Origin of the sequence: Flavobacterium denitrificans DSM 15936 (assembly GCF_000425445.1) — a bacterium.
Classification (GTDB): domain Bacteria; phylum Bacteroidota; class Bacteroidia; order Flavobacteriales; family Flavobacteriaceae; genus Flavobacterium; species Flavobacterium denitrificans.
Genome location: NZ_KE384377.1, coordinates 832,427 through 858,050 on the forward strand (window position 1 = coordinate 832,427; position 25,624 = coordinate 858,050).

The 25,624-nt window shown below is 36.9% G+C and carries 14 protein-coding genes; 6 read left to right on the forward strand and 8 right to left on the reverse strand.

Annotated features, from left to right (window positions below; genetic code table 11):
* The first annotated feature begins 9 nt into the window (after nt 1–9).
* Both H600_RS0115585 and H600_RS0115590 read left to right on the forward strand, forming a co-directional pair.
* Complete coding sequence (locus H600_RS0115585) at nt 10–702, forward strand: ion channel (protein WP_026729660.1); 693 nt, start codon at nt 10–12, stop codon at nt 700–702.
* 32 nt (nt 703–734) lie between these two features.
* Nucleotides 735–1,835, forward strand: coding sequence for an AI-2E family transporter (locus H600_RS0115590; RefSeq protein WP_026729661.1), 1,101 nt, complete (start codon nt 735–737; stop codon nt 1,833–1,835).
* Nucleotides 1,836–1,916: 81 nt separating this feature from the next.
* Here the strand turns inward: H600_RS0115590 and H600_RS0115595 are convergent, their stop codons facing one another.
* The 4 genes from H600_RS0115595 to H600_RS0115610 form a co-directional block, all read right to left on the reverse strand.
* On the reverse strand, nt 1,917–2,537 hold the full coding sequence (locus tag H600_RS0115595) for a hypothetical protein (RefSeq protein WP_051234434.1): 621 nt from the start codon (nt 2,535–2,537) through the stop codon (nt 1,917–1,919).
* Nucleotides 2,538–2,703: 166 nt separating this feature from the next.
* A complete protein-coding gene (locus H600_RS0115600; RefSeq protein WP_026729663.1) occupies nt 2,704–4,632 on the reverse strand; it encodes an OmpA family protein in 1,929 nt (642 codons plus the stop codon).
* 10 nt (nt 4,633–4,642) lie between these two features.
* Nucleotides 4,643–5,566 carry a PorP/SprF family type IX secretion system membrane protein gene (locus tag H600_RS0115605; protein WP_026729664.1) on the reverse strand — a complete coding sequence of 308 codons (924 nt, stop codon included), beginning with the start codon at nt 5,564–5,566 and terminating at the stop codon, nt 4,643–4,645.
* A gap of 27 nt (nt 5,567–5,593) precedes the next feature.
* Nucleotides 5,594–16,798, reverse strand: a complete 11,205-nt coding sequence (locus H600_RS0115610) for a T9SS C-terminal target domain-containing protein (protein ID WP_026729665.1) — start codon at nt 16,796–16,798, stop codon at nt 5,594–5,596.
* Nucleotides 16,799–17,237: 439 nt separating this feature from the next.
* Here H600_RS0115610 and H600_RS0115615 point away from each other — a divergent pair, with 439 nt between their 5' ends.
* The 4 genes from H600_RS0115615 to H600_RS0115630 all read left to right on the forward strand — a co-directional run bounded on the left by H600_RS0115615 (nt 17,238) and on the right by H600_RS0115630 (nt 22,086).
* The gene (locus tag H600_RS0115615; protein WP_245176580.1) at nt 17,238–17,573 is read left to right on the forward strand and encodes a hypothetical protein; all 336 of its coding nucleotides are present in this window, start codon (nt 17,238–17,240) and stop codon (nt 17,571–17,573) included.
* Between the two features lie 100 nt (nt 17,574–17,673).
* Nucleotides 17,674–19,329, forward strand: a complete 1,656-nt coding sequence (locus H600_RS0115620) for a peptidase domain-containing ABC transporter (RefSeq protein ID WP_026729667.1) — start codon at nt 17,674–17,676, stop codon at nt 19,327–19,329.
* A gap of 2 nt (nt 19,330–19,331) precedes the next feature.
* Nucleotides 19,332–20,687: an HlyD family secretion protein gene (locus H600_RS0115625; RefSeq protein WP_026729668.1), complete on the forward strand. Its 1,356-nt coding sequence runs from the start codon at nt 19,332–19,334 to the stop codon at nt 20,685–20,687.
* Entirely contained in the window at nt 20,668–22,086 is a 1,419-nt protein-coding gene (locus H600_RS0115630) for a TolC family protein (RefSeq protein WP_035108681.1), read from the forward strand. The genes H600_RS0115625 and H600_RS0115630 overlap by 20 nt, the downstream gene beginning before the upstream one ends.
* An 89-nt stretch (nt 22,087–22,175) precedes the next feature.
* Here the strand turns inward: H600_RS0115630 and H600_RS0115635 are convergent, their stop codons facing one another.
* Genes H600_RS0115635 through H600_RS0115650 form a run of 4 tightly spaced genes read right to left on the reverse strand, consistent with a single transcriptional unit; the run spans nt 22,176 to nt 25,616 of the window.
* A complete protein-coding gene (locus tag H600_RS0115635) occupies nt 22,176–22,622 on the reverse strand; it encodes a hypothetical protein (RefSeq protein WP_026729670.1) in 447 nt (148 codons plus the stop codon).
* Between the two features lie 52 nt (nt 22,623–22,674).
* Complete coding sequence (locus H600_RS0115640) at nt 22,675–23,367, reverse strand: anaerobic ribonucleoside-triphosphate reductase activating protein (protein WP_026729671.1); 693 nt, start codon at nt 23,365–23,367, stop codon at nt 22,675–22,677.
* Nucleotides 23,345–23,512 carry an anaerobic ribonucleoside-triphosphate reductase gene (gene nrdD / locus H600_RS23235; protein ID WP_208641783.1) on the reverse strand — a complete coding sequence of 56 codons (168 nt, stop codon included), beginning with the start codon at nt 23,510–23,512 and terminating at the stop codon, nt 23,345–23,347. The genes H600_RS0115640 and nrdD overlap by 23 nt, the downstream gene beginning before the upstream one ends.
* Nucleotides 23,493–25,616 (reverse strand): ribonucleoside triphosphate reductase, encoded by a 2,124-nt coding sequence (locus H600_RS0115650; RefSeq protein ID WP_026729672.1) that lies wholly within the window; start codon nt 25,614–25,616, stop codon nt 23,493–23,495. Before H600_RS0115650 ends, nrdD begins: the two co-directional genes overlap by 20 nt.
* Nucleotides 25,617–25,624 lie beyond the last annotated feature (8 nt).

A 25,624-nucleotide genomic window follows, 5' to 3' on the forward strand; every position in this document is an offset into this window, starting at 1 on the left:
AATACGATTATGACTGTAAAAAAAAATCGGTTTTTATTTGGTTTATGGAATAAAGAAAGTGGACTCAGCGGTATGCTCATTTTGCTTTTCATTATGCATTTTATTGCCATACCATTTTTTGGCAGTTATCCGCATTTTATGATTGTCCTAAACATTTTTTGGATGCTGTTTTTGTTTGCGGGTATCTTTTCGCTTTCCAAGCATACAAAACAAGCTTTCCTTATTTCAGTAATTCCAATTCTATTTGTTCTGATACAATGGATTGATTATTTTAATAGAAACATTATCATTTTGTTTGCTGATCTTGTTTTGTCGGTAGCTGTTATGGCACTTTTGATCATATTAGTTTTAAAAAAGGTTTTAGAGCCTGGGCCTGTCAACACCTATAGAATAATAGGTTCAATTGTGGTGTATATGCTAATGGTTCATTTTTGGTGTACGCTCTATTTGTTTCTTTTTAGACATATTGAGGGATCTTTCAATATTGCAGATTCACAGTTTGAAACCAACAGCGATCAGGCGAGTTTTATGTATTTCAGTTACATCACCATGACTTCTACAGGCTATGGTGAAATTGTGCCACTTCATCCTGTAGCGCGTTCTTTAGTTCAGATTGAAGTACTTACAGGAGTTTTGTATCCTGTAATTTTAATAGGAAGATTGGTTTCAGACGCTAATTTTTCTCGAGATAAACAAAAATAAATTTAACCAATCACATCTAAATCAAAATAAACATGAAAACATCTTATTCTAATAAACGCAAAGAACTGTTTGATACTATTTTACAGTTATTTTTTATATTTCTGATTGTCGGATTTTGTTTAAAATTATTATTGCCATTTTTTATGCCAATTCTTTGGGCGGTTATACTTGCCGTGGCATTTTACCCAATGTTTGATTTTTTGCAAAGAATCTTAAAAGGAAGAAAAACACTGGCTTCGATTATAATAACACTTGTGATTATTGCTGTAATGCTCGTGCCTGTTATTTATTCTTTAAAAGCGGCTATAGCCAATTTTTTAGAATTGAAAACTAGTTTTGAAGCTGGAACATTAAAAATAGCGCCTCCTGGGCAAAACATAAAAGAATGGCCAATAATTGGTAAGCCTCTTTATGAATTTTTACTTATGATGTCAACAGATATTGAGCAAGGCGTAGTAAAATATCAGGATCAGATTAAAGAGTTTTCGTCAAAAATTATGGGAAGTATTTTGAGTTCTGGCGCCGCATTTTTACAATTCATTTTATCAGTAATTATAGCTGGGGTTTTATTAGTTACCTCTGGAGGAAAGGCTTTTGCTATGAAATTTCTTAGAAAAATTGCAGGAAATAAAGCGGATGAAATTATGACAATTTCAGTATCAACAATTTTTCAAGTAGTCAAAGGTATTTTGGGCGTAGCAGTTATTCAAACTATTATTCAAGCGTTTGGATTATTTATGGCAGATATCCCTTATGCGGGAATCTTGACTTTGATTTGCCTTGTGTTTTCAATTCTGCAAATTGGGCCAATTATTATAAATATTGGGGTGATCGTTTATTTGTTTTCAACTGGAGACTCTGGTCATGCCATTTTCTGGACTATATTTTTCATCATCAGCGGATTGTCTGATAACGTTTTAAAACCACTTTTGTTAGGAAAAGGAGCTTTGGTGCCAATGCTTATTATTTTTCTTGGTGTTATTGGCGGATTTATAATGTCAGGATTTATTGGATTGTTTGTAGGGCCAATTGTCTTTTCGATTGGATATAAACTTTTTATTGCTTGGCTGGATGATAATTCGGCACCTGTTGAAGAAATTGAATCCGAGGATATTGTAGAGCCTACAATTTAAGTTTTGTTTTAAAAACGGCATAAAACAAATAATCCCATTCCTTATGAAATGGGATTATTTGTTTTCAATTACAATTTTTACTTATTCTTTATACAAAACAATAGTGGCCTTATAACCCGTTCCAACATTCCATTGGCTGGATTCAATAACAGCGCCTTTGTCGTCATAAACTTGGAATTCGGCAGTGTTTGGGGAAGCAGAACCTTCGTTTAGTGCTTCAAAATCAATTTTGTTGATCCCTGGAACAAGCGTTATTTTAAAACCTTGATATTCTCCTTTCATGCTTACTTCCGGCTCAATTACTTTATCATTCAAATACACTTTGATTTTATCGCCATCAACAAAGGCCGCATCGCGATAACGAATTGTCGAAGTAAAAGTCGACGTTTTAAAACTTCCTAAAAACTGATTTTGTCTGTAAAAAATCCCCGGAACATTTGCCTCTTGCTTATATAAATTGGTATTCTTGAAGAGTTCATTCGGATCAATTTTTGAAGGATCCGGTTTCTCGACAGGCGCTGGCGGATTCACTTTTGGAGCTTCTTCTGTTGGAGGAATAACCTCTTTCGTTTTCGGCGTTTTTGACGGAATCGGTTTGAATTTATTTTCCAATTCTTTTTGCGCATATCCTTGCATCGAAATGCAAAGGATAAAAATCAACAATAAAAAAGGGTTTCTATTTTTCAGTCTTATTAAATACATATAGTCTTAAAATTAAAATGTTTGTCTTTTAATTATAAAACATTTAATTTGAGTATTTATTGCCTTTGCAGAGAATTGAAACTAAAGAAAGACCCAACAGTGATTATTATGAGCTTCTTAAGAAAACTTAGAAGCTCATAATCTTAGCGCCTTAGCATTTTAAAACTTACATTTTAGTGATTATAAATTCACTTCGTCTGTTTATTTGATGCTGAGCTTCTGTACAAGGAACTCCATTTGAACAATTATTAAGAAGCTGTGTTTCACCGAAACCAATAGCGCTTTCTATGCGTTCTGGCGCGATTCCCTGTGAAATAATATAATCTCTGGTTGCTTTGGCCCTTCGGTCAGAAAGCTCAAGATTGTATTGGTCATCGGCTCTGGAATCGGTGTGAGATTCTATTTTTATGACTACAGAGTTGTATTGGTTCATTAATAAAACTACTTTGTTCAATTCAATTGCCGAATCATAGCGAATTTCGGATTTATCAAGATCAAAATATATGATTCCGATTTTGATTTTCAAAACTCCATTTTCGCGCAAAACAAGTCCTGCATTAAGTCCAATAGGAACTTCTGTAATTCCAGAGTTTTCGGGTGTTGTAACAATAACTGAATTACTGTTGAAATTGTCTTTAGAAACCTCGATTGTATAAGATGTAGCGCAATTTATATTTTCGCTGAATTCAAACTTTCCATCAATTTTAGAAACCGTTTCGTCTATTTTTGTGCCCGAATTATTTTTGAGCGTTACAATTGCGCCAGCAATTTTGTTGTTTGAAATGGCATCAAAAACATAACCTTCAATAGCTTGTGTGCAACTTCTTTCGAAAGAATAAATATCATCGTCGCCTTTTCCGGTTTTTCTGTTGGAACAAACAAAACCCTTGTTGGTATCTTCATTTACAATATAAGCAAAATCGTCTCGGTTGCTGTTTAAAGGGGCACCTAGATTAGTAGTAGTGCTAAAAATTCCGTTATCTAATCTGCTTTCAAAAACGTCGAGACCTCCCAATCCGAGAAATCCATCGGAAGCGAAATACAAAGCTTTGTCAGTTATATAAGGAAACATTTCGCGTCCGCTGGTGTTTACTTTTTCGCCTAAATTTTTCGGATTAGAATATTGATCTTCGCCTAAAATATCAACAGCAAAAATATCGCTAGAACCTATTGTTCCTGGCATATCAGAAACAAAATAAAGTTTTTTTCCGTCTTTGCTGACAGAAGGCTGTCCGACTGAGTAATTATCACTGTTAAAAGGCAATTCTTTTACATTTTCCCATTTTACAGTTCCGTTGCCGTTTTCTACCGCTTTCGCCGAATAAATTTTCAAATTATTGACACCTTTGCTGTCTCTTTTTAATTTTCCGTTATAATTATTTCGTGTAAAATAAATTGTTTTTTCATCTGGTGAAAAAGCAACGCAAGCTTCGTGATATTGTGTGGTGATTTCTTTTCCGAAACGCTCTTTGAATGTCACATTTGTTTGCGATTCACTAATTTTTCCGAGTTGCATATTTAAATAGGGTTGATCATTCCATCCGTATTTTGCAGTTTTGATATACGAAGAATCAGAAGTTGTTGAGTAAACCAAATCTCCTTTGTAAAACATTGGAGCAAAATCAGAATAAGCCGAATTGATTTCCAAATTTTCAAGGATAAACTGTGGTTTTATTTTTTTGATGTCTTCAAGCGTCACGGTTTTTAGGGAGAAATTCTGACCTCTGGAATCTGTTGATTTTTGTTTTTCAGAAAAGTTTTTCATCCATTTTTTTGCTAAATCATAATTTTGGATTCCTTGCAAAGACTGCGCATATCTGAAATAATATTCTGGTGAAACATCATTTGGATATTCAGACAAAAGTTTGCCATACCATTCGCTTGCCCTTTGCATTTGGGTATTGAAATAATGCGCATCTCCCATGCGCTGCAACATTTCTTTAGAAACATCTCCATTTTTTATCGACATTTCATAAGATTTTGCAGCATCGATGTAATGCATTTTATCAAACAGCGCATCAGCAACTTTGTTTTTTGTTTGCGCGCTGAGCAGTTGTATCGTCAGTAGTATCAGTATAGTAATTCTTTTTTTCATAAATCAAGTATTAAAAGAATCTAGGTGATTTTAAGCCATTTTTGCGTGATATCAATTCAAAGCGAAGCACAATTTCATGCGTTCCGCTATTGTAATTCTGCAACTCAGTTGTAGTATAATCATATGCATAACCCACCATAAATTGAGGAGCAATTTGTAAAGAAGCCAAAGCACTTACAGAATCTGATGTACGGTATGAAGCGCCAAGAGTAAAGACATTATTGAACATGAAATTGGCTGAGAAATCTGCAATTATTGGGGCTCCTGCGACATATTTAACCAAAACTGCTGGTTTGAATTTGGTATGAGCCGAAAGATCAAAAACAATTCCGCCAATGAGGTAAAGATGCATTCTTTCATTTACAAGATCATCGGCGATATCGTCGTAATTGTATCGTTCTTTAGTCAAGAAATTTGGAACAGCGATACCAATGTAATCTCTTTCGCCATGCCAGTACATCCCGGCGCCAACAACGGGAAGAAATTTGTTCGTAACATTTTCTCTAAATTCGACATCAGGATCTCTATGGCTTCCTTTTGTCCAATCAATATTAACTACTCGTCCGCCTCCTTTGATCCCAAAGGACAATTTATGCGTGTTACCAGATTTAATGGTATAAGAGAAGTTGGCATCAATATATTGTTCTTCTGAAGGGCCAATTTCTTCGTTAACTATAGATAAACCAAGTCCAACGTTTTTTGCAACTGGAGTGTCCAGTGTAAAAGATTGCGTTGTTGGGGCTCCGTCAAGACCAACCCATTGTGTTCTATAAAGTCCGTTTATAGTTAAATGCCCAAGAGAACCTGCATAAGCAGAATTTACCGTGAGTGTATTATACATATACTGAGTGTACTGCGGATCTTGTTGTGCAAATACTGCAGTGACAGAAAGCATCGTGACGATTGTGAAAATCTTTTTTATATTTTGAATCATAGCCAATTTTGTTTTGGTTATTCTTAATTATTTAATGTAAACCCAGCCTGAGATTTTTGGGGAACCATCACCAAGATCAAGGACGTAGAAGTAGGTTCCTTCTGGAAGTGTTTTTGCAGATCCATCAGCCTTTCCATCCCAAGTATTATCGTAGCCTTTTTTGAAGTATACGATATTTCCCCAGCGGTTGAAAACTTCCAGCTGATTGTCTGGGAATTGCGTAATACAATCAATATAGAAAGTATCATTTTGCCCATCATCATTTGGCGAGAATTCATTGTAAATTTTCAAACAATTTGGTTTTACAGTTGCGCTATCCTGATTGTTAGATGCATTAGTGTCTATTTGATCCAGTTTAACAAGATGAGCTGTATTTAGATAACTATTCACATCAACTACCTTAGCAGTAATGGTCAAAGTTTGTAAACTCCTTGCATTAATAATTGGAATTAACCAAGTTCCAGTTTTACCGTCATAGGTTCCTGATGAAACGGTATAGCTAGTAAGTTCATATCCCTTTGGAAGCAAGTCTTGAATTTCTACATTTGTTCCGGCTAAATTTCCAAGATTGTCTGCTGTAATGGTGAAAACTACACTCGAATACATTGGAACATCCGTTTTGTCAACCTCTTTTGTAATAGCAATATCTGTTGACGGAATGTTTATAAACTCAGAATCTTCATCATCTTCACTTTGATCTCCGTTATCATTATTTGGTTTACTATCAGGATCAAATTGGTTGCTGGCAGTGACTTGAGCAATATTTAAATAATCATAACTGTCAAGCCCATGCGGATTTACAACTGTAGCTTGGTACGTTAAAGTAATGCCTCCAACAGGGACAGTCAAATCAACCCATCGTATCGTATTGCTGCTAAAAACTCCACCTTGATTGATATTCGAAATGTTTTTAAATCCAAGCGGAATTAAATCTTCCACTGCAACACCTGTTGCTTGTGCAGGACCATCATTGCCTAATTGAAGAGTGAATGTTACGACTTCATCTACATTTGCATTTTTGTTATTGACGGTTTTTTCAAGGCTCAAATCGGCGATGTTGACATTGACTTGAACACTGTCGTAATCATCTTCTGTAGTTACTCCATTATTTGGCGTTGAATCAGGATCAGGTAGGTTGCTCGCAGTAACTTCAGCGATGTTTAAGTATTCATTTGCCTGACCAGATGGCGGATTTATAGTAGCATAAATATCTAAACTCTCATTATTACCACTTCTTACAATTCCCGTTTTCCATATTCCCGTAGCAAAATTGTAAACACCGCCAGTTGCTGAATTGGTTACATATTTGAATCCTTTTGGCAGTAAATCTTTGATTTCAACTCCAGATGCGTCGCCAGGGCCGTCATTCGTTACAGTTATATTAAATACTACTGAATCGCCAACATCGTAATTAGTATTGCCCGATAAAGTTGTTTTGCTGATTGATAAATCGGCCATTACAATTACTGGTGTTACAGAAATACTATCATAATCATCTTCTGTTGCGACACCGTTGCCGGGAGTGCTATCAGGATCACGCTGATCAGAAGTCATTATTTCAGCAGTATTTAGATATTCATCTGTTGCGCCAGTAGGAGTTTTTACAAAAACGTTGATGATCAACGTATGGCTGTTGCCAGGCAAAATAATACCCGGATTCCATTCGCCAGTTAAATGATTATAGTTTCCAGATGTCGAATTATGAAAGATATAATCATATCCTGCAGGCAAGACATCTTTTATTGTAATCCCTGTTGCAATGCTAGGGCCAGAGTTGCTTACTGTAATTGAGAAAGAAATCTGTGATCCCACCGCTGGAGTAAGAATATTATTGATTACACTTTTTTCTATAGAAAGATCAGCAACAGCGTTAATTGGTGTCAATATGGCTGTACTCATATCATCTTCTCCAGGAATACCATTATTTGGCGTTGAATCTGGATCTTTTTGATCGGAGCTGTAAACTTCGGCAGTGTTTTCATAATTACCTGTTCTGTTGATTCGTACAGTAACGAGTAACGATTCAGTAGTGCCATTCGGAATAGAATCAATATTCCAAATTCCAGAATTGCTTACATATTGTCCTTTTGTTGCACTGTAAACGATGTATTCGTATCCACTAGGAAGCAAGTCGCGAATTTGCACTCCAGTAGCATCTTGAGGACCGCTGTTGGTTGCCGTAATTTCAAAAGTAACAGTTGAACCAAATATAGGACTAAAATTGCCTCCAACGATTGTTTTAAGAACAGAAAGATCGGCCAATGCTTCATGTGGTGCTGTAGCTACTTCGGCATAGTCATTCTCTGTTGTAATTCCGTTATTTGGTGTCGAATTTGGATCTGGAAGATCGCTGGCAGTCACCTCAACGCTATTTAGGTAATTTCCTGTCGCGTTTACAGTCGCAATTAATTGTAAGGTCTGTGCATCGCCACTAAGCAATGAACCAATGTTCCATTTACCAGTAAGAGGGGTATATGTTCCTTTTGTGGCAGTAAAACCAGTGTAGGTATATCCAGAAGGCAGGAGGTCAGTAACCTCGACACCGTTTGCATTTTGCGGACCGTTATTTGTGAGAACGATTTCAAAAGTTACAGTGCTTCCGATTAGCGGTGTCGCATTGTTTACTCTTTTGGTTATAGATAAATCGGCTGACAATGCACGTGGCGTGATCGTAGCTGTAGCGTAATCATTTTCTGTGGCGACTCCGTTTCCTGGTGTAGAGTTAGGGTCAGGAAGTGCACTTGCGGTTACTTCAGCTATATTTTGATAATCTCCAGTTCCGTTTACAATTGCTGATAATTGTAAAACTTGCGTATCGCCATTTAGTAGAGAACCAACATTCCATTTTCCTGTTGTACTATTATAGGAACCTTTTGTTGTACTGTAACTGCTAAAAGTATATCCTGAAGGAAGTAAATCAGTAACTTCAACACCCGTCGTATTTTGCGGACCATTATTGGTAATAGTAATTTCGAAGATTATTGTAGAAGCAGCTAATGGTGTCGCATTGTTTACTGTTTTCGTTAAAGATAAATCAGCTGATTGAGGATTTGGAGCTGTTGTCGCTGTTGCGTAATCATCTTCAGAAGCAGCAGCGTTGTTTGGAGTTGAATCAGGATCTGGCAGATCGCTTGCAGTGATTTCAGCTATATTAGTGTAGTTGCCTGTTGCATTTACAATCGCCGTAAGCTGCATGGTTTCCGATTGTCCATTGATTAAATTGCCAACTGTCCACAATCCATTTGCAGGAGTGTACGTTCCAGTTGAAATTCTATAAGCGACAAAAGTGTATCCAGAAGGAAGCAGATCTGTAACTGTAACGCCCGTCGTATTTTGCGGGCCGTTATTGGTTACTACGACTTCAAAAGTTACCTCCGCACCAACTAATGGTGTTGTATTGCTAACCGACTTGGTTAAAGATAAATCGGCAGACTGTACAATAGGCGTTACGGTTGCAGTTGCATAATCATCTTCAGTTGTAACTGCATTATTTGGCGTCGAATCCGGATCGGGAAGGTCGCTTGCGCTGACTTCTGCAATATTTAAATAATCTCCAGTAAGATTTGCGTTTGCAGTAATTTGCAAAGTTTCTGAAGCACCATTAGGTAAATTTCCAATTGTCCACAACCCGGTTGTTGCGTTGTAAGTTCCGGTAGAAACTGTGAAGCTGCTGAACGTATATCCAGAAGGAAGAAGATCCGTAACTGTAACTCCCGTCGTATTTTGCGGGCCGTTATTGGTTATCACTACCTCAAAAGTAACAGGTGCACCAACTAATGGAGTTGCGTTGTTTACGGATTTAGTCAAAGATAAATCGGCAGACTGTACAATAGGCGTTACGGTTGCAGTTGCATAATCGTTTTCTGCAGGAACACCGTTGTTTGGAGTTGAATTAGGATCCAGAAGATCGGCCGCGGTAACTTCTGCTATGTTAGTATAATCCCCAGAAGGGTTTACAGTTGCATAAACTTGTAAAGTTTCCGAGTTTGCGGTTATCAAATTGCCTACAGTCCATAATCCTGTTATTGGATTATAGGTTCCTTTTGAAGTAGTAAATGATAAGAATGTATACCCAGAAGGCAATAGGTCTGTTATTTGAATACCAGTATTGTCATTTGGCCCATTGTTAGTCACTACAATTTGAAAAGCCACTGTTGCTCCGACTAAAGGTGTTGCATTATTAACCGTTTTGGTGATAGAAAGATCGGATGATTGCGGGACGGGACTTGTTGAAACCGACGCATAATCGTCTTCCGTAGTAACACCGTTATTTGGTGTTGAGTTGGGATCAGGAAGATCGGCAGCGGTAACTTCTGCCACGTTCAAATAATTTCCTGTTGCATTTACTGTCGCAAGGATTTCGAGAGTTTCTAAGTTGCCACTTATCAAATTTCCAATAGTCCATAAACCTGTTAAAGGGTTATATGTTCCTTTTGAATTATTAAATCCTACGAAAGTATATCCAGATGGAAGCAAATCAGTTACTTCAATACCTGTATTATCGTTAGGACCATTATTAGACAATATAATCTCAAAAGTGACTTGAGAACCTATAACTGGTGTAGGGTTATTTACAGTTTTAGTTAAAGATAAATCGGATGATTGTACAATTGGAGTGATAATTACCGATGCATAATCATTCTCTGTGGTATTTCCGTTATTAGGAGTTGAATTCGGATCCGGAAGATCAGCAGCTGTCACCTCGGCTATATTAAGATAATCTCCAGTATTATTTACTGTAGCCACGATTTGCAAAGTCTCGGAATTACCATTTAATAAACTTCCTATAATCCATACTCCAGTAGTTGGATCGTAGGTTCCGGTAGTAACGGTAAAACCAACGTGCGAATAGCCAGAAGGCAATAAATCGGTAACTTGAATTCCGGTATTGTCTTGTGGGCCATTATTGGTAACAATGATTTGAAAAGTTACCACAGAGCCAATCACAGGTGCAGGATTGCTTACCGTTTTGGTTATTGATAAATCTGATGATCGAGGGATAGGAGTTGTGGTTGCAGTTCCGTAATCGTCTTCTGTTGGAACGCCATTATTTGGTGTAGAATCTGGATCAAAGACACTGCTATTTGTAATTTCGGCAATATTCGTGTAATCGCCAGAAGGATTTACGGTTGCATTGATTTGCAGGGTTTCAGATTCAGTATTTTCTAAGATGTCTAATGACCATATACCAGTAACAGGATCATAAGTTCCACTTGTCGAATTGAAATTTAAAAAAGTATATCCAGAAGGCAGAAGATCTCTTACTCGAACTTGTGCAGCATCCTGCGGTCCACTGTTTGTAGTTATAATTTGAAAAGTAACTAGCGAACCAACTAATGGCGTCGAATTACTAACCGTTTTTGTTAATGATAAATCAGCAGCAGGTTGAACAGGAGTAAGAATGACACTGTCTTCATCATCTTCACTCTGGTCTCCGTCATCATTATTTGGTGTACTGTCCGGATCAGGAAGACTGCTGGCAATGACTTCAGTAGTATTTTTATAATCACCAGTTGGGAGTACTTTTGCATCTATAATAAGAGATTCTGAAGCACTACTATCAATTGTAGCAACATTCCAAATTCCAGTAGTAAAATCATAGAGCCCATCTGTAGAACTATAATTTACAAACTCGTAGCCAGAAGGCAAAATATCTCGCACCAATACTCCAGTTGTACTATTTGGTCCTTTGTTTGTAATAATAAGTCTAAAAGAGACTTGAGAGCCAATTACGGGACTTGTGTTGCCAGCAACTATTTCTTTCGTTAGTTCAAGATCTGCTGTTGGTCCTATAAAGGTTAGGGGAGCATTGGCTTCGTCATCTTCGCTTTGATCTCCATCATCATTATTTGGCGTACTATCGGGATCTGGAAGATCACTAGCTGTAACTTGAGCAATGTTTATGTAGGTTCCTGAAGGGTTAACGGTAGCTCTAAAGGTTAAATCTATTGATGCGCCATTTGCGACAGCTAAGTTCTGCCATGTAAGACTGCCATCAGCAACATTATAAAAACCACTATGCGATACTGAACCTGGAATTATGGCAAATCCTTCCGGAATGATGTCTCTTACAGCTACACCTGTTGCATTTCCTGGGCCATTATTTAAAAGATGTAATGTAAATGAAACTTGATCTCCGGCAGCGGCAGAAGTTGGCGAAACGGCTTTAGTAAGTTCTAAATCGGCTAATTTTAAATTGACAGTTGCACTGCTCATATCATCTTCGGGAAGTCCATTTCCGGGTGTACTATCAGGATCAAACTGATGTGAAGTTTGTATTTCGGCAACATTCACATAATTTGCTGCAGAAGCTACATTTACTTTCGCAGTAACTTGAAGGGAGATGGTATTTCCATTATTCAAATTTCCGACGTTCCATATTCCAGTAGTGTTGTTGTACTTTCCTCCTCCATTATCACTTACATAAGTGTATCCAGAAGGCAAATGATCTGAAACTGTAATGCCAGTAGCGTTATTTGGCCCACTGTTGGTAACCGAAATTGTAAATGTTACGTTGTCATTTATACTAACGCTAGTAGGTGATACGGTTTTGCGCAGTGATAAATCGGCAACATCAAGTACTACTGTTGCATCATCTTGATCATCTTCGGCAGGATTTTGATTATTTGGTGTACTGTCTGGATCGTATTGATCTGAGGCAATAACTTCTGCTATATTCGTGTAAGAACCACCAGTTAAAATAGTAGCTTTAAATGACAAATGTAAAATACTTCCACTTGGAATCGTAATGCCGCTCCAAGTTATCGTATTGTCGCCAACATTATATATTCCGCCCGAGTTTACAGAGCCTGGCACGAGCTCAAATCCAGCTGGAATATGATCTCGTATTGCTACATTGGTAGCGGTAACTGAACCTCCTAATGCATTATTGTTGAAAACATTTATGTTAAAAGTAACTTCATCACCAACACTTCCTGTAGTAGGCGTTACCGTTTTTGTCAATTCGAGATCAGCAACAGCTAATATCGTAAGGGTCATAGTGTCTGTTGAAACGGCACAATTTCCATTGGTTACATTCCATTGAAGTGTATAAATACCAGGAATCGTTCCGGTAACAGCAGTTGTAGGACTTGTCGGGTTGGTAAAGGCAATTGTACTTGGACCTCCTGTTTGCGTCCAAGTGGCTGTTCCAATAGTCGGCGCAACTGCATTCAGGTTAATAGGAGAGAATTGAGGAACAATTTGATTTGGTCCCGCATCTGCAAGTGATGGATTTTGATAAATTGTCACCAAAACGGTGTCTTCAGAAATACAGCTAGTTGAAGCAGTTGTAGTAACGGTCCATTTAAATTCGTAAGTACCAGGAATTAATCCGAGCATTAAGGAATTTTCATTATTTAGAGATGCAATACCTGCTGTATTTGGACCAGAAACTTGTGTCCATGTTCCTACGCCCGATGTCACTGCTACAGCATCCATTGTTGCACTAGTTGCGTTACAGAGCTCTTGATCAGGCCCGGCATCGGCAATGGATGGTGGCACGTCATTAAATGTTATTTCAACATCATCTGAAGTAGGAGCGCATGATGATGGACTAGTAAAGGGACCATTAGTAACTGTCCATGTCAAAGTGTATGTTCCTAAAGCACTAATATTGGATAAAGTTGTAACTGGACTATTTGGATTATCAATTACGGCATTTCCTCCAGGAGGTTGAGATGCAAATGTCCAAGTTCCAATACCAACTGCGGGTGGTACTGCAGCTGTTTTGTAAGTTGTCTGACAAGCTACCGTATCATCTGGCCCCGCATTTGCTGGGCTTGGCGGAGCATTCATTTCTATTCGGACTATGTCAGAAAGTGTTCGGCAATTGTTGCTTTCAAAAACCCATTCTAAAATATAAAGCCCCGGAACAGTCAGATTCGAAACCGTCGTCAAAGGTGCTGACGGCGTATCAATATTAGCAACACTTCCTGTAGGTTGATATACAAAACGCCATGTAGCGCTAGAAACATCAGGAGGAGGGACATTTCCGCTCATTGTTGTGACACCCCCAACATCACTAATACATAAAGTTTGATCTGGCCCAGCATTTGGATCAATACTTGCTCCGTTGTAGATTGTAACATTTACAGAATCAGATGTTCCAACACAAGAACTACCATCTGGAAATGTTGTAGCAATTGTTGTAAACGTAAAAACATAATCATTTCCGGGTACGACAGTTGCATTCGCAATATAACTGTTTGGAGGTGATTGTGTAATAACAACATCTCCTGCATTTCCTGTTGTACTCGTAAGTGTCCATGTTCCTTTTGAATTTTCACTTGCGATAAGTTGCACGCTGGTCACATCACAAAATGTTTGATCTGGGCCGGCATTAGCAGCGGGATCAACTACTACGACCATATCGTCGAAACTGCCTGAACACAAAAAGATACTTTTCGCAGTTATAGTCCATCTAAAAGTATAGGTACCTGCAATAAGCCCATTTATAACGGTATTTGGATTGGATGGATCAACAATTGTTGGCTGATTTGGAGATCCTGTCAAGACTGACCATTGGCCTAATTCAAAGAAGCTATCATAAGAATTTCCTGCCATTGTAACACTGCTATTGTTGCAGATGTTTTGATCTGGACCTGCTGATGCGGAATGAGGAGGAATTCCAATTGTCAAATTAATGTCATCAAAAGCCTGACCACAAATATTTGCATCAACTGTCCATCTAAATATGTAATAACCACTGTAATTAAAGGTAAAAACAGCATTAGGGTCATGAATGTCACTAATTGTATAATTTCCAACACCCGAAATTCGAGTCCAGGTTCCTGTTGATCCCGCACTTTGCGTTGCTGCCATTGTGATGGTGGTACCGCAAATTTCCTGATCTGGACCGGCATCTGCAGAAGGTGGAGTTTCTGCTACAGTTACTGAGACGCTACTTACGCTAGGAATGCAGTTTCTAAGTCTGCTTACAATTGTCCATGTAAATACGTAGGTGCCATTTCCGGGAACTGTTACGGCTGTATTAGGGTCATTTTCATTGACAATGATAACACCAGTAGATGGTTGCACTGTCCAGGTTCCAAATTCAACAGGTGTTGTAGTATTTGCACTAAGATTAAAAGTTGTTGTTCCTGAAGAATAACAGGTATCTGGTCCTGCGTCTGATTGTGTTGGAGCTAGTAGGTTGTTGGTAAATATGGTAACATTATCAGAAACAGCTGAACCACAAGAAGGACCAGGATGTGTATAAGAAACCGTCCATTGTAATTCATAAGATGAATTTGTAGTTTGGAAACCTGTAGCAATAGCATTAGGATCATTAACATTAGAAAATGTAATTGTGTCGGGACCCGAAACCTGACTCCACGTCCCAATTTCACCTGAATCTGGTTGTACAGCAGTTAGTGGAACCTGTGAATTTGTACAGACTACTTGATCTTGTCCTGCATCAACGTTGGTTATAGAACTATCAGAAACATAAACAGTAACCGTCGCCACAGAAAAACCGCACGTAGCACCGCCACCTTTTGTAATATATTGAAAGACATAGGTACCTGAAATTAGTCCGCTTACTTGCGTGTCAACAGCAAAATTATCTGCAATTACAGCTGTATTCGGGCCACTGAGTTGGCTCCAAAAATGCAATCCATCATCAGTAGTTACGCCCGAAAGAATAGTTGTGGTGTCGCCGCAGGGCAAACTGACATCGGTTCCGGCATTTGAAGGCGTAGGATCTCCAGAAACTAAAATATTTAATGTGTCAAAACCATAATCGCATTCAACGGTTAATGCTCCCGTTTGTTTTCTGATAAATTCAACTGTATAATCTCCCGCAGCAGTTAGTGTTAAAGTCAGTGAATTCCCAACATCTTGTAAAGCAGTAGGAAAAGGACCTAAAGGTGATAGCGCTGGCCCGCTAACAATTCGGTATTGATTTGATCCTGTTCCTGTAACAGTAAGCGGAATCGTAAAAACAGTTGCATTACAGCTTCCTACAATGTCATTTCCATTGTTTGCCACAATAGTTCTGGTTGGGCCATTGTATTGTACTATATAATCTTTGGTAAAAATACAGCCAGTGTTATTATTTGTAAGTGTATAACGGAATCGGTATGGGCTTCCTGCTGACGAAATATTAGTTACTAATGTAGTTGGATTAGTAGGCGAAACAATTATAGCTCCAGGATCTCCTTCAATTTGTGACCAAGCAACAGTTTCACCTGCATACAAAGGTGTTTGTGCAACAAGGGTTACTTGATTTATTGTATTGTCACAAAAGAAAATATTTTCATCACCACCAGGCAATTGTGTTACATCTTGTGTTGCTGGCGGTACAGTTATTACTACTAAATCATTCCCAGATGCACACGATCCGGTAACGGTCCATCTAAAGGTATAAGTTCCTTCTGTTAAATTTGAAATGCTTGTATTATTTGAATTTGGACTCCCTATTGTTGGAGTGTTTGGGCCTGAAACAAATGTCCACTGACCATTTTGGCCATTAAGTCCGCAACCGCCATAAGATCCAACAAGATTTGTTGACTGTGTAGTAGTATAACAATTGCTTAGAGTTTGATCTGGTCCTGCTGTTACCGGTTTAAATCCTCCATAATTTGTTACTGTAATTTGAGACGTAGTTCTGCAGCGTTGTCCTGGGGCAAATTCTGGTCCTTCAATAACCCATTGCAGTGTTGAAACGCCACAACTAGTTGCAGGTAAAGTTATGGTTGAGGTAGCTAAATTTGGAAAATTAATTACAACCCCAGCATTATTTGCGCCCACTATTTCCCAATAACCTGTTTCTCCTGTGTTTTGAGGAGAATTTCCAATAATTGCTAATGTACCATCACTACTAGGACAACTTGCGATATTGCCTCCTGCATTAGCTTTTGTTATTGGCTTAACATTGACAACTTTATCTTGATAAGACAAAATTCCGTCACCACACGTGGCACTATATCTAAAAGTATAAGTGTTTCCTCCGGTATACCCAGAGATTGTTGTTGTAGAACTAGTAGGAGAGTTGATAACAACTGCAGGACCAGATATTTGTGTCCATTTTACTGTGCCAATAATTGGTGCTGGATTGTTTCCGGTTAAGACTAGAGCGTCAGTTTCGCAAATAGTTACGTTCAGCACTCCTGCATTTACGGTACAGTTCTGAGCATTTAAATTTACAGTAGTTAGAACTAGCAAAATTATTGCTAGATATAGTTTTCTTGAAAAATTGGTAAACGCAGAAAAAAAGTAAAATTGTGCCATAAGCAATCTAGATCTGGAAGGCAGAATGAAATACTAAACAACTACCTTAAATTAATAATTACGTTGTGTATAATTTGCAGGTTTTGTGATCGACTCTAGGGGGCGAGGAATCCAAAGTTAAGAAAAGTAAAATTCTATAAAGTCTTTTTTAGTGTTTCAAATTATAAAATGAAACGATAAATTAGATATTGCAACATTAAGATTATCGGGTTATAACGACTGTTAAAACGAAGGGATCAATAGAGCGAACCGTTCGTGAATGCCTTATTTTCTTTAAGAAAAAAATAACAGAACCAGATTCAATTCTAATGTTATTTTAATGTAGCGCTGAAAATTTCGTCCTAAATTGCGCCCTTTTAAGAGCAGGGAAATGTTAAGCAGAATTAAAAATAGTATCTTTTGTAAATGCGTTCACGCGTTACTAATTGGGTATTTTTTAATGAACAGTATTAATATGTCTGGAACTTTTGCACGAATTGTCAATACAAATATAGAGCAGGATTCTGTAAAAGGAATGACATGCAATTTCTTGAAAAAAATCTTTAAATGTGACGGAATCCCTGAAGAGTTGGATGATTATGAGAACAAGGAAACCAAAACAACAAAATTGGCAAAGGGAATTCCTCTATTCGAATATATTATTCCTTTAGATTCATCAATGGCTAATCTGTATTTTCAGATTAAGGCCAAAAGAAAAAACTATATCAATAATCCAATTTTTTCTTTTGGATTTTATGGCAAAATTCATTTGCGCCCCCCTCAAAATATTGCTTAATTATTAATTTTTCAAATGTAAAAGTATGTGTTAAATCCATAGCGCAATTTTTACCGTATATTTGTAATTATCTGTTAATGCAATATTTATATATAAATTCATGACACCTTTTAAACGTTTTTACAATTTACTCACGCTCGATAAGCGCGATGTATACCAAATTATATTTTATGCGGCATTTGCCGGTTTAGTAAACCTTTCGCTTCCTTTGGGAATTCAGGCGATTATTAATTTTATTCAAAGCGGACAGATCAGCGTTTCTTGGATCGTGCTTGTAATTCTTGTTACTATTGGAGTTGGTTTTGGTGGTGTTTTGACCATCTTGCAACTGCGAATTGTAGAGAATCTGCAACAGCGAATTTTTGTCCGATCTTCATTTGAATTTGCATACAGAATGCCTTTGATTAAGTTCAAAGAAATGTATTCAGAGTATGCGCCTGAAAAAGCAAACCGATTTTTCGACACTTTGATGGTTCAAAAAGGAACTGCAAAATTACTACTGGATTTTTGCACAGCCTTTTTGCAAGTTGGACTTGGGATTATATTATTAGTCTTGTATCATTCCTTTTTTATGGTAATTGGACTTTTGTTCATTGCTATTTTATATATTATTTTTAAGTTTTCTTATCATGACGGACTTGAAACAAGTCTTAACGAATCAAAATTCAAATATAAAGTTGCGGCTTGGATTCAAGAAATTGCACGTAATCGCGATAGTTTCCGAAAAAAAGGAGGTTTTGAATATGCATTGAAACGAAACGACGGCTATGTAACACAATATGTAAATTACCGTGAAAAGCACTTTCAGGTAATGAAAAAACAATATATTCAGCTTACTATTTTTAAGATTATTGTTACAGCTGCCTTATTGTCTATTGGTGGTTTTCTGGTAATTCACCATCAAATGAACATTGGGCAGTTTGTGGCAGCTGAAATTGTTATCGTATTGCTGATCAACTCGGTAGAGAAAATTATTTTCGGACTAGAATCTTTTTATGATGTATTGACATCTGTAGAAAAAATTGGTCAAGTAACTGATATGGAAACTTCTTGTATTCCAGAAAAATCTGCAATTAATAAAGGAGGAATTACAATCGAGACCGAAAGTGTTGCTTATAATTATCCCGATCATAACAAAAAATCACTTAAAAACATTAATCTGAAAATCAATCAAAGTGAAAAAATCATTTTGAGAGGAACAAACGGTGCAGGAAAAAGTACATTGTTGCGATTGCTTGCCGGTTTGCTTGAACCTGAAAGTGGAGCTGTTTATGTTACGGACACTTTTATGAACCGTCTTGACGAAGATAGTTACAGAGCGCAAGCAGGAACATATTTGCAAGGAGATACACTTTTTGCAGGCACAATTAGAGAAAATATTCTTTTTGGAAATGAAGAATTAAATAGTGATGATTTAAAATGGGCTTTAGACAGTGTTGGTTTGACCCCAGATATTAAAACATTTCCTAACGGTTTGGAGCATCAAGTGCATCCGGGTGGTCATGAACTTTCGGCTTCAGATATCCAGAAAATATTGCTTGCGCGAAGCATCGTTCACAAACCTAATATTTTATTCCTTGAAGATCCTGTTGATAAAATGGACGAATTGACATCAGGGAAAATTGTTGATTTTTTACTTTCTGAAGAAAATGACTGGACGGTAATCGTAACTTCTAAAAATGATATTTGGAAGAATAAATGCGATCGTATGATAACCATTGACGACGGAAAAATTATTAACGACATAAAGCTATAATCATGCTCAATATATCAAAAGATAATAATATACTTATAACTCCGGGAAAATACACGTCAATAACAAGCGTTGCCCGAAGACCACATTACAAAATTTTAAACAGAGTCATTATCGGATTTTTATTGTTTGGTGTTTGCTGTCTTTTTCTTCCTTGGACACAAAATATCTCAGGAAGCGGTTCGGTTACTACCTTAAAACCTGACCAAAGACCACAAACAGTTCACAATGCTATTGCAGGTCGAATCGAAAAATGGTACGTGCAAGAAGGTGATTATGTGAAAAAAGGCGATACAATTGTTTTTATTTCTGAGGTAAAAGAAGATTACTTGGATCCAAATCTTGTTGGTAATACAAAACAGCAGGTTGATGCTAAAAAAATGGCAGTAGAATCGTATGGCGACAAAGTAAATTCTCTTGAAGTTCAAGCAAAATCGCTTAATACAGAAAGAGAATTGAAATTGCAACAAGCGCAAAACAAAATACGACAATCGCAATTGAAAATCAAAAGCGACAGTATGGATCTTGAAGCGGTAAAAACACAGTTGAGAATTGCTAAAACACAATTTGACCGTTCCACTGCTTTAAATAAAGAAGGCTTAAAACCACTTACAGATGTAGAGCAAAAAAGGCTAAAACTTCAGGAGTCTGAGGCTTATATCATTACACAACAAAACAAACTTTTAAGCAGCAAAAACGAATTAATAAACGCAAGAGTTGAAATTAACCGAATTACTGCAGAATATGCTGAGAAAATTTCGAAATCAAGAAGCGACAAATTCACTGCTTTAAGCACGCAATATGACACAGAAGCTCAAGTAAATAAGCTGGAAAATCAATATACAAATTACCGACTTAGAAACGGACTATATTATATTACAGCACCACAAAGTGGCTATGTAAACCGCGCTTTACTGGCAGGTCTTGGAGAAACCATTAAAGAAGGAACTCCAATTGTAAGCATTATGCCGTCAAGTTATGATATTGCTGTCGAAACCTATGTTGAGCCAATAGACCTTCCATTAGTACATCGTGGTGCAAAAGTTAGAGTTTGGTTTGACGGATGGCCAAGAATAGTATTTTCTGGATGGCCAGGTTTATCATACGGAACTTACGGTGGAAGAATTGTAGCAATTGAAAATTTTATTAGTGCCAATGGAAAATACAGAGTGCTTATTTCTCCAGATGGTCCAGACAACAAATGGCCTAAGGAGTTAAGTATTGGAGCAGGAGCGCAGAGCATAGCTTTGCTTGAAACGGTTTCCGTATGGTATGAAATATGGCGAAATCTTAATGGTTTTCCGCCAAATTATTATAAGTCAGATGTAAAAGAGACAAAATATGAAAAGGAGAAAAAATAAATTGAAGCACGTTGTAAAACTGCTTGCTCTTTTGTTTTTATTCGGTTTTTCGGTTTCGTACGGTCAGGATTTTAATAAAGAGGAATTAAGTTACAGCGAGTTTTTAGGATATGTTAAAAAGTATCATCCGTTGGTAAAACAAGCCAATCTTGAAATCAGCAATGCACAAGCGACGCTGATGATGGCGCGTGGAGGATTTGATCCAAAAATTGAGGTAGATTACAGCAAAAAAGAGTTTAAAGGAACCGAATATTACTCTTTGTTAAACAGCAGTTTCAAAATTCCGACTTGGTACGGAATTGAAATAAAAGCAGGTTTTGATGATACTGACGGGCAATATTATAATCCGCAGAATAAAACTCCGGAGGCAGGTTTGACTTCTCTGGGTGTAAATGTGGCTTTAGGGCAAGGAATGTTCATTAATCAAAGAATGGCTGATGTTAGAGAAGGAAAATTGCAATTAAAATTAAGCGATGCACAACGAAAATTAAAAGCAATCGAAGTGCTGTACAAAGCGAGCGAAGCTTATTTTGAATGGAGAAAAAGCTATAACGAAGCTGCGCTATACAATCGATATTTAGGTTTTGCAAGCAAACGTTTTGAAGGTGTAAAAAAGTTGATCGAATTAGGCGATGCGCCGTCAATTGATAGTGTTGAAGCCGGAATTACAGTACGAAACAGACAATTAAATGTCGAAAACGGAAATTTAAAATTAGCTAAAGCCAAATTATATTTATCTAATTATTTGTGGATTGAAAACGTTCCGGTTGAATTGGAAGATAACGTAAAACCAGAAGAAAATTTGATTCAAACATTGGAAACAACATTGAAAACTGATGAAATGATGGTGAGTGTTGAAAGTTTGGAATTGCATCCAAAACTTCAGGCTTTGGAAACCAAGATGGGTATGTTGGAAATCAACAGAAAGTTAAAAGCAAATTCACTGCTTCCTAAGTTGAATGTTGGTTATAATTATATTTCTGAACCTTCTTATTGGAATTCTTTCAATGCTGATGATTACAAGTTTAATGTCGATTTCAGCATTCCGATTTTTTTGAGAAAGGAAAGAGGAAGCCTTAAACTGGCAAAATTTAAAATCCAAGACATTCAGTTTGATATTGAACAACAAAGACTGGAACTTAAAAATAAAATCAAAGCGCAGCAAACTGAAATTGCATCCTTAAAAAGACAAAAAAAGGTAATTGATAATTTAGTAAAAGATTATATTACGATGCTGAATTCTGAGGAAAAACTGTTTTCATTTGGTGAAAGCTCCATTTTTCTTATTAATTCGAGAGAAAATAATTTGGTGAGTGCAAAACTATCTCAAATTAGTATTGAGAATCAATTTTACATTTCAAACGCCGAATTGTATAAAATCCTTGCAAATCCTGATTAAGCGATCACTTTAATTTTAGTTATTTAAAAAGAAACAGCAGCAAAATATTTTGCTGCTGTTTTGATTTATAGAAGTTTAAACTTAAGTAATTAAATACCTCCATATCGTATTGTCGAGCCTAAAATGAGCATTGTTACTGCAATTGTGGTTACAGAAATAATAATCACAGCCATTTTTCGAATATTGGTTTCATTGAGATTAGGAAGCACGAAAAATTGTGCACAAATGGCACAAATAAAAGTTAGGAACAGTAATATCAATTTGAAGGAAACCACTTTTTCAATTCCGCTCTTAAAACTAAACCAGGTTTCAAAGGTTGCTCCAAAATCATACGCCATGCAAATACCGGTAATAATGAGTAAAACAAGCGATGACATTCCGAGCGTTTCATACTTCTTTTCAAAATTTAAAATAATCTGCGGATCTTTTTTCTTTAAAGCTGTCGGAAGATAACAAATAGCCAAAAGCAAATGGCCTCCAACCCAAACAGCAGCAGCTAAAAGATGAAGAATTAATACGATGTGATGTAGTGTCATAATACAAGGGGTTAAGTTTATCAATTGAATGAAAGATGATAAATTGTATTAATTATTCTCTAAAAATAACTTTTATTTTTGAGGTCGAAAAGTTTTTATGCCGGATTTCTCTGTCCGAATCGTCTAATTTATAAAGTGTTGAAACATTATTTACAAAGTGTTGGACAAAATAATTACCTTCAAAATTTTGAGTTTCGAGATAGGCAATCATTTTTGCAAAAGCAGCTTCACTAATTAATCCAGAGTGAAAAGTAGTCCTGATTTCAAACGGTACAACAGCATTTTTTAATAACGAAAAACTTTCCTCAAACTCCGAAAATAATTGAGATTTCGTTAAACTCTCAAATGTTTCGGGAAGACTTTTAAAATCCAATGCCACATAATCAATTAGTTTTTCCTGAAGTAATTTTTGCAGAACCAAAGGATGTGAACCATTGGTATCTATTTTTACAATGAATCCCAAAGCTTTAATTTCCTTTATAAACGGAATAATATTTTTGTGCATAGTGCATTCGCCACCGCTGAGAACAACACCGTCCAATAATCCTTTTCTGGAGCGAAGAAAAGTTAGAACAGTATCAAAATCTATTTTTCCTTTTCCGAGGACAATGTCAGGATTATAGCAGTAAAGGCATCTCATATTACAGCCCGCAAACCAAATGATGCAGGCTGTTTTATCAGGATAATCTAATAAAGTAAATGGAGTAATGCTGTAAACTGCTTTAGTAGATAACAGCTTCCTCAAAATGGGTACGTTGCTGGTGTTCACCTTTTTTTCCGATATTAAAACTTTCTACAGGTCTGTGGTAGCCCATTACTCGTGTATAAACCAAACATTTGCTTCTTTTAGTTTGGTTTTCTTCTAAAATTTTATGCGTTTTTGTTTTCATAAGCGAGGTTTTTTTGATTGTTTTCATTAAGTAAAATTTCATCACATTTAGGACAATATTCGTGTTCTCCGTTTAGATAACCGTGAACAGGGCAAATACTAAAAATAGGTGTTACCGTTATGTAAGGCAGTTTAAAGTTCGTCAGTACTTTTTTTACAAAGTTCTTGCAGGCTTCCGGACTGCTTATTTTTTCTCTCATATAAAGATGCAGCACCGTTCCGCCGGTATATTTGCATTGGAGTTCATCCTGAAGTAATAAAGCTTCAAAGGGATCATCAGTATGATCAACAGGAATCTGAGAACTGTTGGTATAATAAATGTTTTCGTTTTGTCCGGCTTGCAAAATTTCGGGGAAGCGTTTTTTATCTTCTTTTGCAAATCGGTAAGTTGTGCCTTCAGCGGGAGTGGCTTCCAAATTGTATAAATTTCCAGTTTCTTCCTGAAATTCCTTCATTCTTAATCGGATGTGATCTAGAATTTCTGTAGCAAAACTAATTCCCGAAGCGTCGGTAATATTTTGTTTTCCTTGGGTAAAATTAATCACCATTTCGTTCATTCCGTTTACACCAATGGTAGAGAAGTGGTTTCTAAAATGTTCCAAATAGCGCTTCGTATAAGGATAAAGTCCCTGATCGTACATTCTCTGAATAAAAACTCTTTTTTTCTCCAATGTTGATTTTGCAATTTTAAGAAGTTCATCCAAATGCATGAATAAGTTGATGATGTTTCCGTGGTGCAAATAGCCTAAACGAGCCATATTTATGGTAACAACGCCGATACTTCCGGTCATTTCGGCACTTCCAAAAAGACCATTTCCTCGTTTCAGTAATTCTCTTAAATCCAGTTGCAATCTGCAGCACATACTTCGTACGGCATTTGGTTTGTAAGCATCGGGATTTTCAACTTTATTTCCATTTTCATCCAAAGTATACTGACTTCCGATAAAATTCTGAAAATACGACGAACCTATTTTTGCAGTATTTTCGAATAATAGATCAACATTTTCGGCTTCCCAGTCAAACTCTTCTGTAATGTTTACTGTCGGAATCGGGAACGTAAAAGGTTGGCCGTTTGCATCGCCTTCCGTCATAATGGTATAATAAGCCTTATTGATGAGATTCATTTCTTGCTGAAAGTCGGCGTATTTTAAGTTGGTCAGTTTTTCAACGCCTCTTTTTTTAGCTTCAATTTGTAAGGCTTCATTTTCGGTATTTAAAAACAAATGCTCATTATTTCTAGTCGGAATTTGCTCTTTCAAATCTTCAGGAACATTCCAATCTAGTGTAATATTGGTAAACGGAGATTGTCCCCAGCGCGCAGGCACATTCAAATTATAGACAAAACTTCTGATTGCTTTCAGAATTTCATCATAACTAATCTGATCTTTAAAAACATAAGGGGCAAGATAAGTATCAAAAGAGCTGAAGGCCTGAGCGCCCGCCCATTCGCTTTGAAGAATACCCAGAAAGTTAGCCATTTGCCCAAGTGCTTCTCTAAAATGAGAAGGAGGTCTGCTCTCGACACGTCCGCGTACGCCATTAAACCCTTCATTTAATAGAACGCGAAGGCTCCAACCGGCGCAGTAGCCTGTCAAACAGTCGAGATCGTGAATGTGTATGTCACCATTACGATGCGCAGCACCTTCTTCTTTAGTATAAATTTTATCCAACCAGTAATTGGCAATTATCTTGCCTGCAGTATTGCTTACCAATCCTGCATTAGAATAAGAGATATTTGCGTTGGCATTGATTCGCCAGTCTGATTGGTTGATATATTCTTCAACAGTTTGAGTACTGTCTACATAAGTGGTGTCATCGTTTAAACCATCAACATGTTCGCGTTGTAATTTTCGGGTATGGCGGTAAATGATAAAAGAACGCATGGTTTTGAAATAACCGTTCTCAAAGAGCACTCTTTCAATCAAATCCTGAATTTCTTCTACAGGCCATGAATACTTCACATCAAGACTAGAAAGGACAGTTTTATAAATTCTTTTATCATAAGGAAGATTTACACTTTGAAAAGCCTTTTGAATGGCATCCTGAATTTTGTAAGCTTCAAAAGGTTTGTAATCTCCATTGCGTTTGATGACATATTTTTCCATGATTTCAT